General features: G+C 40.9%; 15 protein-coding genes and 2 riboswitches. Of the genes, 12 read left to right on the top strand and 3 right to left on the bottom strand.

The window, feature by feature from the left end; all coding sequences use genetic code 11:
- Positions 1-96: 96 nt before the first annotated feature.
- From NSS77_RS15015 to NSS77_RS14995, 5 genes are all read left to right on the top strand, one after another.
- The gene (locus NSS77_RS15015) at positions 97-750 is read left to right on the top strand and encodes a reverse transcriptase-like protein (protein ID WP_342469457.1); all 654 of its coding nucleotides are present in this window, start codon (positions 97-99) and stop codon (positions 748-750) included.
- 97 nt (positions 751-847) lie between these two features.
- Positions 848-949: riboswitch (TPP riboswitch) on the top strand.
- 65 nt (positions 950-1014) lie between these two features.
- A riboswitch (TPP riboswitch) is annotated at positions 1015-1116 on the top strand.
- Between the two features lie 84 nt (positions 1117-1200).
- Positions 1201-1950, top strand: coding sequence for a hydroxyethylthiazole kinase (thiM, locus tag NSS77_RS15010; RefSeq protein WP_342469456.1), 750 nt, complete (start codon positions 1201-1203; stop codon positions 1948-1950).
- Positions 1950-2765, top strand: coding sequence for a bifunctional hydroxymethylpyrimidine kinase/phosphomethylpyrimidine kinase (gene thiD, locus NSS77_RS15005; RefSeq protein ID WP_342469455.1), 816 nt, complete (start codon positions 1950-1952; stop codon positions 2763-2765). The genes thiM and thiD overlap by 1 nt, the downstream gene beginning before the upstream one ends.
- Positions 2758-3384 (top strand): thiamine phosphate synthase, encoded by a 627-nt coding sequence (thiE, locus tag NSS77_RS15000; RefSeq protein WP_342469454.1) that lies wholly within the window; start codon positions 2758-2760, stop codon positions 3382-3384. Before thiD ends, thiE begins: the two co-directional genes overlap by 8 nt.
- Positions 3385-3554: 170 nt before the next feature.
- Positions 3555-4718: a cation:proton antiporter gene (locus tag NSS77_RS14995; protein ID WP_342469453.1), complete on the top strand. Its 1164-nt coding sequence runs from the start codon at positions 3555-3557 to the stop codon at positions 4716-4718.
- A 55-nt stretch (positions 4719-4773) separates the two neighbouring features.
- On the opposite strand, the gene NSS77_RS14990 is transcribed toward NSS77_RS14995, so the two are convergent.
- Positions 4774-6765, bottom strand: a complete 1992-nt coding sequence (locus NSS77_RS14990; RefSeq protein WP_342469452.1) for a methyl-accepting chemotaxis protein — start codon at positions 6763-6765, stop codon at positions 4774-4776.
- 596 nt (positions 6766-7361) lie between these two features.
- On the opposite strand from NSS77_RS14990, the gene proS reads away from it, so the two are divergent.
- Entirely contained in the window at positions 7362-8798 is a 1437-nt protein-coding gene (proS, locus tag NSS77_RS14985; RefSeq protein WP_342469451.1) for a proline--tRNA ligase, read from the top strand.
- 98 nt (positions 8799-8896) lie between these two features.
- Here the strand turns inward: proS and ltrA are convergent, their stop codons facing one another.
- On the bottom strand, positions 8897-10153 hold the full coding sequence (gene ltrA, locus NSS77_RS14980; protein ID WP_342471303.1) for a group II intron reverse transcriptase/maturase: 1257 nt from the start codon (positions 10151-10153) through the stop codon (positions 8897-8899).
- 795 nt (positions 10154-10948) lie between these two features.
- Here ltrA and NSS77_RS14975 point away from each other — a divergent pair.
- Positions 10949-11317 carry a Replication termination protein gene (locus NSS77_RS14975; RefSeq protein WP_342469450.1) on the top strand — a complete coding sequence of 123 codons (369 nt, stop codon included), beginning with the start codon at positions 10949-10951 and terminating at the stop codon, positions 11315-11317.
- Between the two features lie 90 nt (positions 11318-11407).
- Here the strand turns inward: NSS77_RS14975 and serC are convergent, their stop codons facing one another.
- A complete protein-coding gene (serC, locus tag NSS77_RS14970; protein ID WP_342469449.1) occupies positions 11408-12502 on the bottom strand; it encodes a 3-phosphoserine/phosphohydroxythreonine transaminase in 1095 nt (364 codons plus the stop codon).
- A gap of 197 nt (positions 12503-12699) precedes the next feature.
- On the opposite strand from serC, the gene NSS77_RS14965 reads away from it, so the two are divergent.
- From NSS77_RS14965 to NSS77_RS14945, 5 genes are all read left to right on the top strand, one after another.
- Positions 12700-13269, top strand: coding sequence for a carboxymuconolactone decarboxylase family protein (locus tag NSS77_RS14965; RefSeq protein WP_342469448.1), 570 nt, complete (start codon positions 12700-12702; stop codon positions 13267-13269).
- 291 nt (positions 13270-13560) lie between these two features.
- Complete coding sequence (locus NSS77_RS14960) at positions 13561-13701, top strand: hypothetical protein (protein WP_342469447.1); 141 nt, start codon at positions 13561-13563, stop codon at positions 13699-13701.
- A gap of 84 nt (positions 13702-13785) precedes the next feature.
- Positions 13786-14553 (top strand): NRDE family protein, encoded by a 768-nt coding sequence (locus NSS77_RS14955; RefSeq protein ID WP_342469446.1) that lies wholly within the window; start codon positions 13786-13788, stop codon positions 14551-14553.
- Between the two features lie 88 nt (positions 14554-14641).
- A complete protein-coding gene (locus tag NSS77_RS14950; RefSeq protein WP_342469445.1) occupies positions 14642-14752 on the top strand; it encodes a YjcZ family sporulation protein in 111 nt (36 codons plus the stop codon).
- Positions 14753-14948: 196 nt separating this feature from the next.
- Positions 14949-15731 carry an SDR family oxidoreductase gene (locus tag NSS77_RS14945; protein WP_342469444.1) on the top strand — a complete coding sequence of 261 codons (783 nt, stop codon included), beginning with the start codon at positions 14949-14951 and terminating at the stop codon, positions 15729-15731.
- Positions 15732-15755: the final 24 nt, after the last annotated feature.

Here is a 15755-nt window from a genome sequence, read left to right as displayed (position 1 = left end):
TTGGTGAACATATAAAGGCGGGGAAAGGATATTTCGTATCTTTGTCGTCCAATTGAAAATACTATTGTAGAAAATAGGGAAAAGGGAGGGGTCTTTTTGAAAATCACAATCGAATGGACGTATCACCACAAGGGTGTGGAAACGGTTTTTCGTTCGGAAGAAATGCCTCCAGCGCACGCACTTTCCGTCGCGGAAGAGCTGATGAAAACCGGAAGAACAAAAAACATTCTTTTTTTGGATGAACATGATTCGACTTGGACATTGAAAGAAATAAAAAAATATATAAAAGAGATGGAAACGGAACCTTCGAATGTGACGGTTTATTTTGATGGCGGATTTAATCTTGAAAGCCGCATATCCGGGTTGGGTTGTGTCATTTATTTTGAGCAAAACGGAAAGAAATATCGGTTGCGGAAAAATTTGACTTTGGATGGTCTTTCTTCCAATAATGAAGCGGAATACGCAGCGCTTCATTTTTCTGTCCAAGAATTGGAGTCTCTTGGCGTCCATCACCAAACGGTCCGATTTATCGGCGATTCGCAAGTGGTGATCAATCAAATGAGCGGTGAATGGCCGGTTTATGAAAAAGAGTTGATGAATTGGGCGGATCGAATTGATGAATATTTGAACCGGCTTGGCATCAAACCCGAATTTGAACCGGTTTCCCGAAAAGAAAATGAAGAAGCGGACCGGTTGGCAAACCAAGCTTTGGATGATATCGAAATAGACGGGAAAATCGAACTGCAATGAATAAATGAATCGAAATAACCAAGTTTGTTAGTTTTATAAAATCATGTAAAATTGAAAAATCCATATGGTATAATGTAGGAAACAACTGAATTATTATGTTTTTTTGCAGGGGTGGCCGAGTGCCTGAGAAGGTGAAAACACCTAACCCTTTGAACCGGATGCAGCCAGTACTGCCGTAGGGAGCAATCCATGAATTCATAGATGGATATTGTGAATTTTTTGCTCTCCAATTACTGGAGAGCTTTTTAATTACATAGGGAATTTTGGAAATTGCAGGGGTGGCCGAGTGCCTGAGAAGGTGAAAACACCTAACCCTTTGAACCTGATGCAGTTAGCACTGCCGTAGGGAGCAATTGAAGATACTTGCAGTCTTTTCAATGCTCTTTTGCGCCGTGCAAAAGAGCATTTTTAAGTTTCAAAAGATTAATCCGGATTGAAAGGAGAAAACAAATGAGCTTATACAAAATCAGACAAAAGAATCCATTGATCCATTGCATTACCAATACCGTGGTGACAAATTTTACAGCAAACGGCTTGCTTGCCATTGGCGTTTCACCTGTCATGTCGGATGAGCCATTGGATGTTGAAGATATGACATCGATTGCCGATGCATTGTTAATCAATATTGGCACATTGAATAAAAATTCAGTGGAAGCCATGTTTTTAGCCGGAAAAAAAGCGAATGAATTGAATATTCCGGTTGTATTGGATCCGGTGGGGGCAGGTGCCACGAAATATCGTAAAGAGGTGTCTGAAAATCTGTTGAGAGAAATCAAGTTTGATTTAATCCGTTGCAATGCCGGTGAATTGGCTGCAATCGCCGGAATCGATTGGCAGGCAAAAGGTGTGGACAGCGGAGAAGGGGAGATGGATATTGTCCTTGTGGCAAAGGATACGGCCAAGAAATTTGGAACAATGGTTGCGGTTTCAGGAAAAGAAGATGTAGTAACGGATGGGGAATGGATTCTTTTTGTCAGCGGCGGCCATGAGTGGATGACGCAGGTGACGGGGACGGGCTGTTTATTGAGCGCCATTTGCGCGGGAGCATTATGTTTGGAAGGGGACAGACTCGAAAATATCCGGAACGTGTTGGCCGATTATAAAAAAGTGGCCGAATTTGCTTCGAAAGAAAAATACCTTGGTTCATTCCAAGTGGAAATCATAAACGGTCTACATCAAATTTCAAGAGGTGAATTATAATGAATATCGTTATGACGATTGCAGGCTCGGACAGCGGTGGAGGCGCCGGCATTCAGGCGGATTTGAAAACATTCCAGGAGCTGAAGGTTTTTGGCACATCCGTCATTACGGCATTGACGGCCCAAAATACGTTGGGTGTGGAAGGGATTTATCCAACAACTCCTGATTTTGTCGAACTTCAAATGAAGGCGGTTTTCGAAGATTTTGATGTAAAAGCCTTGAAAACGGGAATGTTGTTTTCTGCGGATATTATTCAAAGAATCGCGAAAAGCTTGAGGGATCAAGAAGTTCAAATCGTTGTCGATCCGGTTATGATTGCGAAGGGCGGACAAGCGTTGCTGCAAGAAGATGCCGTGCGGGCCATGAAAAAGGAATTGCTGCCGATTGCGAACATTGTCACCCCAAACATCCCGGAAGCGGAAACCATCACCGGCATGAACATTCAAACTGCGGAAGAGATCCGGGAAGCGGCGGAGAAGATTTTGCAGCTTGGAGTTGATTGCGTCGTCATGAAAGGGGGGCATTTGGACGGGCCATCCGCAGTTGATACGGTGTTTTTCAAAGACGGGTCTTCATTCAAAATGAGATCAAAAAGAATCAATACGAAACATACCCATGGGACAGGATGCACTTTTTCTGCAGCCATTACCGCCCATTTGGGAAGAGGGCTGTCTTTGAAGGAAGCCATTATTGAAGCGAAAAAATTTGTCCAAGGGGCAATCGAAAATCCGCTCAATATCGGCCATGGCCATGGACCGACGAATCACTTTGCCCATCGGTTGGGATATGAAGCGGAGGTGGAAATCATTGAATAGAAAAGAGTTGGCGGTTTATTTCATTATGGGAACGGAAAATTGCAAGAGCGAACATCCCCTTGAAGTATTGAAAGATGCATTGCAAGCGGGAATTACTTTTTTTCAACTGAGGGAAAAAGGGAAACAACCGTTAACCGGTGGGGAGCTTGAACAATTTGCCAGGGAATGCCAATCCTTATGCAAACAGTATCAGGTGCCTTTTATCATTAACGATGATGTGGAACTTGCGTTAAAAATTGATGCCGATGGTGTTCATGTGGGACAAGACGATACACCGATCCAAGAAATTCGGGAAAAGTTTCAAAATAAAATTATCGGTGTTTCCGTCCATAATGAAGAAGAATTGGTGAAAGCCGTCCAAAGCGGCGCCGATTATGTGGGCATCGGTCCAATCTATGAAACGAAATCAAAGCCGGATGCAAAAAAGCCTGCGGGAGTGGCTTTTTTAAGGAAGGCTCGTGAAATGTATCCGAATTTCCCCATTGTGGCAATTGGCGGCATCACACCAGCGAACGCACAAAAAGTGAAAGAAGCCGGAGCGGATGGGGTGGCGGTGATTTCCGCCATTTGCGAAAGCGATGATCGGCATAAAACTGTGCAATTATTGAAAGGGAAATAAAGGAATTTTAAATAAACTGAAAAAAAGGAATTTACACAATAATAAAATTCGATTATAATTGAATTCGTAATTAAATAGGGAGCGGAAACATGGTGGAGTCTGTCAACAGGGCTCCACCATGTCTTTTTTGGCTTCCTTTCATAGAAAATTGACAACAGGGGGTTACAAAGGTGGATGTTTTTGACTTTATTTTACAGATTGTTCTCGTGCTGCTTGTTGCCAAAATAGCGGGTCAAATCAGCCTTCGCTTTGGTCAACCGTCCGTCCTCGGAAAAATCATTGCCGGGATTATCCTGGGTCCAGCTGTTCTCGGTTGGATTGAGCAAACGGAACTGATTCATGTTTTCAGTGAAATCGGCGTTTTATTATTGATGTTCCTCGCCGGACTTGAAACGGATTTGGAGAGTTTGAACAAAAATATGAAGGCGGCAACCCTTGTAGCCGTTTTAGGGGTGGTTATGCCGATCATCATGGGATGGGCTGCATCTCCTCTATTCCATATCCCTACATCCGAGGGTGTATTCTTAGGGTTATTGCTCGCTGCAACTAGCGTAAGTATATCCGTTCAAACATTGCGGGAAATCGGCTGGTTGAACAGCAGGGAAGGTGCGACCCTGCTTGGGGCAGCGGTATTGGATGATGTCATCGTTGTCATTCTCATCGCGGTTGCCATAGGCTTCTTTATGGGGACGGATACAAATATCGCATGGGTCGTTGCCCAACAAATTATTTTCTTTATCATCATTTACATTGTTGGAAAATATATTGTTCCAAAATTCATGCATCTGTTTGGAGGCATGCAGATTACAGAACCGGTTGTTACAGCCGGATTGATTTTATTATTCGCTGCGGCGTATTTCGCTGATTTCCTCGGTGTATCAGGAATCATTGGTACATATTTCATGGGGGTTGCCATCAGCAGAACAAAATATGCAAAAGAAATTGAACACGGGATTTCCCCGATTGCCTATGGCATATTTGTTCCGTTCTTCTTTATCAACATCGGATTGCCAATGAGCTTTGATGGTATAGGGGATCAAATCGTATTTATCATTGCCTTCTCATTGATTGCTGTGCTTTCCAAATTTATTGGCTGCGGACTTGGGGCAAAAGTTTGCGGATTTGGATGGAAATCCTCTGCCGGCATTGGCGCAGGAATGATTTCCCGCGGGGAAGTGGCGTTAATTTTGGCTTCCATCGGACTGTCTGGCGGCATATTATCCCATGAGTTCTATGGAGCCATGATTGTCGTCATCATCATTACTACTTTGGTTACTCCGCCGTTATTGAAGCTGATCTTCGGCAAACGCTTGGAAACTCAAGAAGATGCATAAATGATTTGGAAACAATGAATGGGCCGACTGGATTCCAGTCAGCCCATTTTTTTGATTAAATTTTAAATTTGCTTACGGTTTCCGATAACTCTTTGCTTAAATGGTTCAGTTCTTCGGAAGCTTCAGCCACTGAATGGATGGCATTTAGCTGCTCGTCGCTTGCCGCGCTCACTTCTTCGCAAGCTGCAGCCGTTGATTGAGCCGTCATGGACATTTCTTCAATCGTTTGAACGACACGGTCTTTGTATTTGATAATGCCGTCTATTTCTTCAATCACGTTTTTGAATGTATTTTCCATATTTTGAATCAACGTTGAAAGGTTCTGGAATAGGTTTCCTGTATCTTCAACCACTTTTTCCTGATCTTTGAAAGTCTCTTGCATTTCATTCATTTCATCGACAACCGTATTTGCTTCCTGTTGCAATTGTTGGATGGTCGATTTGACGTGTTCTGTCGCTTTTGCGGATTGTTCCGCAAGTTTCCGGACTTCATCGGCCACAACGGCAAATCCTTTACCGTGTTCCCCTGCACGGGCCGCCTCAATGCTCGCATTTAAAGCGAGAAGATTTGTTTGTTCAGAGATTTCAGAGATGGTATCCATAATCGATTCAATGGCTTCGATTTTTCCTTCTAGGGAAGTTACGGCGCGGGCCATATTCTCCAATTCCGCTTTCGAGTTTTCAAAGGAATTCAATAAGCTATACATTTTATCTTGCCCTTCTTGATTCAGATCGTTGGCTTCATTTGTAATTCCTTTGAGCGCTTTTGATTGTTCCGTCATTTGGTTGATTTTTTCTCCCAATTTTGCTGAGGATACTGTAACTTGATCCGCATTTTCACTTGATTGAGTTGCTCCGATGGCAATGTCTCTTACCGCTTTTGTCACTTCAACACTGGATGCATTCGTTTCTTCCGCAAGGGCGCTCAAATGATGGGAACGGTCTTCGACTTGCCGGGATGAGTCTTGAACAACCCCGATGATTTTTTTCATTTCTTTTAGCATTTTATTGAAATGCTGGGCTAATTGGCCGATTTCATCATTTCTTTTCGTATCGATATGTACAGTTAAATCGCCTTGTGCAACCTTTTCCATGGAAGAGCTCAATGTATGTAGCGGTTTAATCGTTTTTGTGATTGTGAAATACAGAATGATCGCAGTTGCCACAAGTATCATCAAAGCAAACAAAATAATCATATGCTGTATGCTTTTGGCGGTGCTATGCAATTGGTCCACATTATAAACGGCGCCGACAGTCCAGCCTAATGAAGGAATTTTTTCATAAACGACAACAGATTGTTGATCTCCTATTTTCGTTTTTATTGCGTCTTTTTGTTTTTCATCCTTCAGAATTTCTTCCACATATCCCACAGAACTCAAATCATCGCCTGTTTGTGTCGGGTGGACGATTGCCATGCCGGAAGAATCCAACACAATCGGATATCCTTCAAACCCCAAATCTATTTTTGAAATTTCCTCTGTTAAACTGGATAATAATATGTCAACTCCCAAAACGCCGATGACTTCATTTCCTTCTTTCACCGCTTTTGACCCGGCAATGGCATATTCTCCCGATTGGGCATCCACATACGGTGGTGACCATAACACTTCATCCGGATTTTTTCTTGCTTCCGTATACCATGCGCGGGAATTCACATCCAAATCAAAAATTTCGTCAAAATGAGGCTCCGTAATAATTTTATTGCCATCAGTAAAGTAAATGTTTGCGGCGGAATCATAAATGTCCAAATATTTTTTCAATTGTTGACGGAATGCCTGATCCCCTTCATCATTATAGGTTGTTGAATGATGATAGTAATCTTTGACATCCTGGTCTGAAGTGATTTTTAAAATGCTTTTTTCATAACCATCAATAAAATTTGAGATTGAATTGGTCAACTCACTGACAAGGTTCTCACTTTGATCAATGACCGTTTCTTCTGTTTTCGATGAAATTAGGATGGAACTGGCGGTGGATAGGGCACCAAGTCCTATCATGATAATCAGGAGCACTACCACAATAATTTTCCATCGTATGGAAACTTTCATTTTGCAACCTCCATTTTATTATTTTCAACAAACTTAATATTAGTAAAAAAAGGGGAGGTTGTCTAATTTCTCAGTAAACTTTGAGTATTAATAAAAGAATGGATTTTAGGATTTTTGAAATATTTTTTCCGAATTATTTTCTATCATAATAGATGGATTATGGAAGGAGATATCAAAAAAATATCAATTTTCGATTGATTTATAATAATTTTTTTTGAGAAATTTATTACATTACTCTATTTTTTTTGAAAATTCTTTCGGGTTATATCCCTTATTATTTATGGGATATGACCTTCATTAGGAGCATTTGCCGCAAATATCAACGGAACAATTATATGTAAATTTTTATATAGGAATTGTATTTATTGCTTGAATTTGGTACATTATATTAGAAATAGATATTCGTATACAAAACAATCCAAAGTGTGAATGGAATAAATAGCATTCGCTGAGAGCTATATCGCCACCGGAAACCATGAATATTAATTGATGGTCAAAATGATTCCATATGCCTTTTTGGTGGTTACACGACTATTCAGCGTAAAGGCGTCCAAAGAAGGGCATCTTTACGCTATTTTGTTGCGAGGAGGATGACTATGTCACAACAAACGAATGATTTTACAAAGTGGTATATTGACACAATTCAAAAAGCGGATTTGATGGATTACACGCCAGTGCGCGGCTGTATCGCATTCAAACCGGATGGATATGAAATTTGGGAACATATTCAGTCGGAAATGGACCGGCGTTTCAAGGAAACAGGGCATCGCAATGCATATTTCCCAATGCTGATTCCTGAGTCTTTCTTCCAAAAAGAAAAAGAACACGTGGAAGGATTTTCTCCGGAGCTTCCATGGGTGACGGAAGCGGCAGGGGAAAAATTGGAAGAACGTTTGGCGCTCCGTCCTACTTCCGAAACAATGATTGGTTATTTATATTCCAACTGGATCAAATCTTATCGTGATCTCCCTGTACTGATCAACCAGTGGGCAAACGTATTCCGTTGGGAAAAGAAAACTCTTCCATTTATCCGCACTTCCGAGTTTTTGTGGCAAGAAGGGCACACAGCTCATGAAAATGAAGAAGATGCACGAAAAGAAACGATGCAAATGCTCAATATCTATAAAGATGTGGTAGAAAACGTATTGGCGATTCCGGTGTATGATGGACAAAAAACGCCATCTGAACGCTTCGCCGGCGCTGTGGATACTTACTCCATCGAAGCGATGATGAAAGACGGAAAAGCCGTACAAGCCGGGACAAGCCACTATTTAGGTACAAAATTCGCAGAAGCGTTCAACATTAAATATTTGAACCGTGAAAACAAACACGTTCATGTTCATACAACTTCATGGGGTACGTCAACACGTTTGATCGGTTCGGTCATTATGGTGCATGGGGATGAAAAAGGATTGGTTCTTCCTCCAAAAATTGCACCGACACAAGTGATCTTAATTCCTGTCGGCCCATGGAAAAAAACGCCTGCCATCATCGAAAAATTGGAAGAAATCCAAAAAGCTTTAAAAGAAAAAGGAATTCGTGTACGCATCGACGATTCAGACCAATCTCCAGGATTTAAATTCAATGAATGGGAATTAAAAGGAGTGCCAGTCCGTATTGAACTTGGACCTCGCGATTTGGAAAACAATCAAGTCATCTTGAAAGCCCGCGATGAAGATGAAAAAATCACTGTTTCCATTGAATCCGTTGTGGAAGCGGTGGAAAAAGAATTGGAAACAATGCAACAACGTCTATATGAAAAAGCAAAAGCATTCCGCGATGCAAACTCTCATACAGATATTGATACATTAGACCAATTAAAAGAACATATCGCAATTTGTGAGAAAAACGGTACGATCCCAGGTTGGATTCTTGGCGGTTGGTGCGGCGACGATGCATGTGAAGCGAAAGTGAAGGAAGAAACGAAATTCACATCGCGCAATATTCCGTTTAATCCGCCAACAACGAAACATACTTGCATCACATGCGGAAAAGAAGCAAAACATACTGTTTGGTTCGGTAGAGCTTATTAATTAATTTAACAAACTTCAATCGAGTAGGAGGGAGCGATTAACTCCCGTCCTCTCACACCACCGTACGTACGGTTCCGTATACGGCGGTTCAATTAAGATCATTGACGCAAGTTTTCATAACGAGCTTCAAGACTTTTCAGCCCTTGGTTTCTCCAATAGGAGTTACCAAGGGTTCTGTGTAATATTGGACTTTTTGAAATACGCCAATAACTCTTCCGAGTATTTCCCCATTCATACGCTTGCCATTGTGGTACGCCAAGTTGAATAAGGTTGCGCATCTTTGTTTTCGGTTTCTTCCAGTTCTTCCATAGACACATTCGAAGTCTTCTACGAATCCATTTATCTAATTCAAGGAATGTAGATTTGGTGTCTGCTAACGCAAAATATCCACACCATCCCATTAGATATTGATTCAGTTTCTGAATGCGGTATTCCATCGGGTAGGGCATCTTGCGTGATGTGATTTCACGAACTTTATTCTTCATTCGTTTAAGGCTTTCTTTTGCGATACGAACCTTTGGCTCTTTATGATAGGTAAAGCTAAATCCTAGAAACTTACGTTTCCATGGACGGTCGACCGCTGATTTCTTTTCATTTACTTTCAGTCGTAGTTTTCCTTCAATGAATCGTTGAATGCTTGCCATTGTGCGAAGTCCTGCTCGTTTACTTTTCACGTAAATGTTACAGTCATCCGCATATCGAACGAATTTGTGTCCTCTTCTTTCCAATTCTTTATCTAGTTCATCTAGTACAATATTAGACAGTAGCGGACTTAATGGTCCTCCTTGTGGAGTTCCTTCTAATGTGCTTGACACCACACCATTTATCATGACTCCCGATTGTAAATACTTACGAATCAATTTCAGTAATGGTTTATCTTGGATTCTCTTCGCGAGTGTACCCATTAATCTGTCATGGTTGACCTTATCAAAGAATTTCTCCAAGTCCATATCTACAACCCATCGATATCCATCTCTTATATATTCTTTCGCTTTCCTCACCGCATCATGAGCACTTCGGTTTGGTCGAAATCCGTAGCTGTTTTCAGAGAATGTAGGGTCATACACTTTTGAAAGTACTTGGGCGATTGCTTGTTGAATCAAACGGTCTGTTACGGTAGGGATTCCTAGTAAACGAACACCGCCATCAGGTTTCGGGATTTCGACTCTGCGGACTGGCATCGGTTCATAAGTTCCCTTGAGAATTGCTTCTTTAATCGATAGCCAGTTTTCAACTATGTGCTGTCGTAAGTTTTGTACGGGCATCATATCTACTCCATGGCTTCCTTTATTCTGTTCTACACGTTTTAGTGCTTGAAGCATGTTCTCCCGTGACAGGATTTGATTCAAAAGCATCGTTATTCTCCTTCCGTGAATAGCTTGTCTTCTTATGCCAGTGGTCACTCCACCCTCCAAGAGGTCTCCCACGGGATTCACCGCTTCCTTCCTCAAGTGAGGTACTACGTTTTCTGTGTTCATCATGACTCACTGAATGCCAAGGGCTATTCTCTCTTAATTGTTCGGTCCTTCTTAGTAGTTCTAAACCAACTAATACTATGACCTCTGCTGACTTCTGACGGTTCAGCTACTTATCACTAAGTAGGTTATGAAGCGTACTTCACCTATCCGCCAGACCTCCCCGGGTAAGAATGTAATCTTTCCTTCCATCTGTCTGCTTCATTTACTCTGTATCACCTTTGGCAGAAAGGACTTTGTTTTGTTGTGCAAACTCATCCAATGATACCTAGCCTTGTATGAAGTTCGTGTTCCTCAGACCGGAAGTTTGCCGCTCGCTTCCTTCAGATTCCGCGTCACCACAGACACCCTTGCGTTAAGCTAACCGTTACTTCTGCCTTCACGGCTCGGGACTTGCACCCTATAGATTACATCCATGCCAGGCGCACACAAAGAAAAGACTGTTGGAAAATATATCCAACAGTCTTTTTCATTTTTCATCTTATTATGAAGGATTCATAAAGCGCACATGCATGTGAATTTTCACAAATACTTTGCAAAATAAATTTGTCTATTATATATTCTAATTAAACATGGTTCTAATTAAACCACCATCATGGTCAAAAAATTCTCGCGCCATGTATTTTCATAAAAAACCTATCAATCCACGTACAGCACTTAAGGAGTTGTAAATGAATGAGGAAGAATACCTTCATCATAAAACAGCGGGCTTTTTTGAAACTGTACATGCTTCATGAAGCAGAGAAGGGAAGGCTGTATGGTCTTCAAATTCTTGAAAATCTGCAAAATTATTTTAAAGATCTTGGTTATAAACCGACCAAATCGGAAGTGTATAAATCCCTTCATGAGTTGCTGAAAGATGGATATGTCACGAGGGAACCGATAATTAAAGAAGGTGCAGAGATGCAAACATTGTATATCTATCGAATTGGTGACCGGGAGAAAGTGAAAGCTTATAAAGATACGTTGAAAGCGGATCTTGACCGTTCGATTGCATTGCTTCAGCGAGCCCTTAAAGATAACTATTCCCAAAAGAGGGGATAAAATTTTCTTTTTTTAACATTTCAGGTTCTGATTGGTTTGCCGATTCGATAAAAAAGAGGCATCAATCATTGATGCCCCTTTGTCATTCTTTTATTGATGTTTCTTTTGGAAATCGTACATGAAATCTCTTAAAGCGATGCAAGCTTCCACAGGCACAGCGTTGTAAGTTGAAGCACGGCATCCTCCAACGGAACGGTGGCCGTTTAGTCCTACGAAACCAGCCGCTTTTGCTTCAGCCAGGAATTGTTTTTCCAATTCTTCATCAGCCAAACGGAATGTGATGTTCATAAGTGAACGGCTGTTTGGTTCTGCATGTCCTTTGTAGAATCCGTTGCTTTCATCGATCACATCATAAATATATTTCGCTTTCTCCACATTGCGTTGTTGAATGGCTTCAAGGCCGCCTTGTTCTTCAACCCAACGCAACACTTCGCCCAACATATAAATGCCGAATGTTGGAGGAGTATTGTATAAAGAGTTTTTAACTGCATGTGTTTTATATTTTAACATTGTCGGAATATCTGTATTTGCTTTTTCAATCAAGTCTTTGCGGATGATGACTACAGTAACCCCGGATGGTCCAAGATTTTTTTGGGCTCCAGCATAAATGATGCCGAACTGGTTTACATCGATTGGGCGGGATAAAATGTCACTGGACATATCCGCAACCAATGGAACATCTCCGGTATTAGGGAATTCTTTCCATTCAGTGCCGTAAATAGTATTATTGGAAGTAATATGAACATACGCATCGTCCGCATTGAATTGAATTTCATCCAGGTTCGGAATATTGCGATATTCATTTTCTTTCGTGCTTGCTGCTACCACTGCATTACCAAAAAGTTTTGCTTCTTTATGAGCTTTTTCTGACCAAGAACCAGTCAACACATAGCTTGCTGTTTTGTCTTTTGTCAAAAAGTTCATTGGCACCATTGCAAATTGCAAGCTTGCCCCGCCTTGCAAGAAGAGCACGTCATAGTTGTCTGGAACGGATAAGATTTTTTTCAATCGGTTGATTGCATTGTTATGAACTTCATCATAGTCTTTGCTGCGGTGGCTCATTTCCATAATGGACATGCCTGATCCATTAAAGTCTACCAATTCTTTTTGAGCTCTTTCCAATACTTCAAGAGGTAATGCGGATGGTCCTGCATTAAAATTGTATGCACGTTTATTTGTACTCACTTCAAACACTCCTTGAATATTTCAATATATTTTGATTATATACTCTTTTTTTGAAAATCGAACAATATTTTTAAAAGAAATAGTGAAAATTTCCGAATTCCATAAAATTCGTGCCGATTTCACTGAAAAACTTACGGTTTTTACAAATGCCACATTTTATTTATTAGGATAACAAACGATTTGTAAAGGGGAATAGTATGGCCAGTTATTACGAAAAAAATAAAGAACATGGGATGAAGTATTTAAGAGAATTGGTACCGGAACCATTCAAAGCATTTGCCCAATTCGACAGAAAGGTGTTTAAACCGGGAGCTTTGACGAAGAAGGAAAAGGAAATACTTGCTGTCGCCATTGCCCACGCAACAAAGTGTCCTTATTGCATTGATGTTCATACAAAAAAAGCGAAAAGAGCAGGTGCAAGCCTGGAAGAACTGGTGGAAGCCGTGTTTGTGGTTTCCGCAATGGAAGCGGGAGTTGCCGCAAATTCCAATGAGATGAGAGACAATGGATTTTCTCAAGGATATACCGATTTTTCCCATAGTGTCCTGGAAGCGGGGCATTTAAGCCGGGCTTATAAAGAGTTAATTGCAGCTGCAGTGGCATTTGCAATCCAATGTCCCGGTTTGGCCGATCGCCATATGAAAAATGCTATGGAACTTGGAATCACCAATGAACAATTGGATGAAGCGATTTCCGTTGCCTCCGCCTTAAAGGCGGGAAGCGCTTATGCACATTTGTTGCAAGTACTGGACAGCTATATGGAGTAAGCATGTAATAATGGATGTCATTCACAACAGTTCCATGCGAAGACAAGTGATGGAATGGGGCACCGGACACCCCTGTTCCTCTTCCAAACAAATTATTTGGAATAAAATAGGGATGGATTATTGAAAAATTTAACAACTTTATCTTCATACTTTCTACAAAAAAAGAAACCATCCGCCTATGATCGTTAAATGGAACTGTATTCGCATATAAAGAAATATAGTAGCATCGATCAGTTTATATAAAAAGTGTGCCGCACGAAGTATATAAAAAATGGAAATGGGGGAAGTGCAATGTCAATATTCGTATCCGTTTTGTTCTATGTCGTTCCAGCTTTGATGATCATTTGGTTTATGGTGAGTGTGGTTTCCGCATTAAGAAGAAAAAATAAAATTTTGGAAGCGATCTTGGAAGAAATGAAGAAGAAAAATTGAACCGGACTGCTATCATTCTTCTTTGGGAAATGGGACCAGCGATGATAAACTATTGATAGAAATAATGAAAAAAGGGTTGGGAGTATGTGTTTAATTCATTTTCAATATGGGGAACATCCAATATTTCAATTAATCGTTGTAGCAAATCGGGATGAAATTTATGACCGTCCGGCGGAACCTGCCCATTTTTGGGAGGATGAACCGGAGATTCTGGCGGGAAGGGACCTGCTTGAAATGGGCACGTGGCTGGGAATATCAAAAAACGGACGATTCGCAGCCTTAACGAATTTCCGCGATCCGTCTTTACCAAAAAGACCGCGTTCCCGTGGGGAAATTGTGAGAAATTTTTTGAAAGAATCCGTTCATCCAAGCGAGTTTATTGATGAATTGGCAAAAATGAAAGACTGTTATGGAGGATTTAACGTAATCGTCGGAGATCAAAACCGTTTAATGCATTATAATAATATTTTTGATGAAAAAAATGAGATTTTCCCCGGCGTCCATAGTGTCAGCAATCATACATTAAATACTCCATGGCCGAAAGTGGTGAAAGGGAAAAAACGCCTGGTTGAATATTTGAAAAATAATCCTGGACAAGTGGATATTGATGAATTATTTGAAATTGTCATGGATCGTGAAATCGCACCGGATGAAGAGTTGCCAGATACAGGTGTCGGTTTGGAAATGGAGAGAAATTTATCCCCGGCGTTTATTCAATTGCCACACTACGGCACCCGTTGTTCAACAGTATTGTTGATTGATAGGGAAGGGAACGTCACTTTTGTAGAAAGAACTTTTAATAGCGGGCATTTTAAGTTTGAAAAAAGTTTTCGATTCAAAATACAAAAATGATAAAAATTATAGAAATTATGCTATTGTCCTGACACCCTCCTTTATAAAAGCATACACTAGAGTACCATCAATGAGGGAGGGATTATTCATGGGCTATGGCTATGGAGGATACAGCTATTGTGGAAACAGCTTTGCGTTAATCGTTGTATTGTTCATCCTTTTAATCATTGTAGGTACACATTTTAAATATTCGTGTTAATTCACCATGTAAAACTGATTCTAAAGGATTTCTTCTTTAGAATCAGTTTTATTTTTTTTTGATACGAACAGATTCTAAAGCGCATCGTGCAAGAATAAATAGAATTGAACCTTTGAATATGAATCATTGACAAATTCATTGAAGGGATTCTATTTTTCATGGACAATATTCATAAAAAAGTAAAGGAGAAGAATGAATGGATTTGGGTTTGCAAGATAAAGTTGCTCTCATCACCGGGGCAAGTAAAGGAATTGGGTTACATACGGCCCTCCAACTTGCCAAGGAGGGGGCAAAAGTGGCCATTTGCGGCCGCAATAAGGATTCATTGAAAGAAGCAAAGGAATGGATTCAGGGCCAAACCGGTAAGGAGATTCTTACGGTTGCAGCGGATGTGACAAAAGAAGAGGATTGCAAACGGTTGATTGAGGAGACGGTATCCCACTACGGAAGATTAGATATTCTGGTGAACAATGCCGGCACATCCTCTGCCCATTCTTTTGAAGAAGTGGATTCCGAATTATGGCATGCGGATTTGAATTTAAAATTATTCGGTGCCATCCATTGCTCAAAATATGCACTTCCACATTTAAAAGAGAGTGGAGGTGGAGCAATCGTCAATGTGACTGCTTCCATTGCAAAAACACCGGGTGAAAACAGCCTTCCGACAACGGTGAGCCGCTCTGCCGGTATGGCACTCACAAAAGCGATGAGCAAAGATTTAGGAAAATATAATATTCGAGTAAATACCGTATGTATTGGACTTATCCGAAGCAGACAAATCGAAGCGAAATGGAAGAGGGAAATGCCGGCTTCCACTTGGGAAGAATATTCGAGAGAAGTCGGAAAAAAGATTCCCCTTGGAAGAATCGGGGAAACGGATGAAGCGGCAAAAGTCATCACTTTTCTCGTTTCCGATGCCGCCTCTTACGTTACGGGCTCTTCCATAAACATTGACGGAGGTTCAGCCGGAACATTGTAAGACCGATTTTTATCTTTTTCCTCA

Origin of the sequence: Ureibacillus sp. FSL K6-3587, assembly GCF_038593165.1 — a bacterium.
GTDB classification, from domain to species: domain Bacteria; phylum Bacillota; class Bacilli; order Bacillales_A; family Planococcaceae; genus Ureibacillus; species Ureibacillus suwonensis.
Note: the sequence above shows the minus strand (reverse complement) of the source record. Positions and strands in the feature narration are given on the sequence as shown.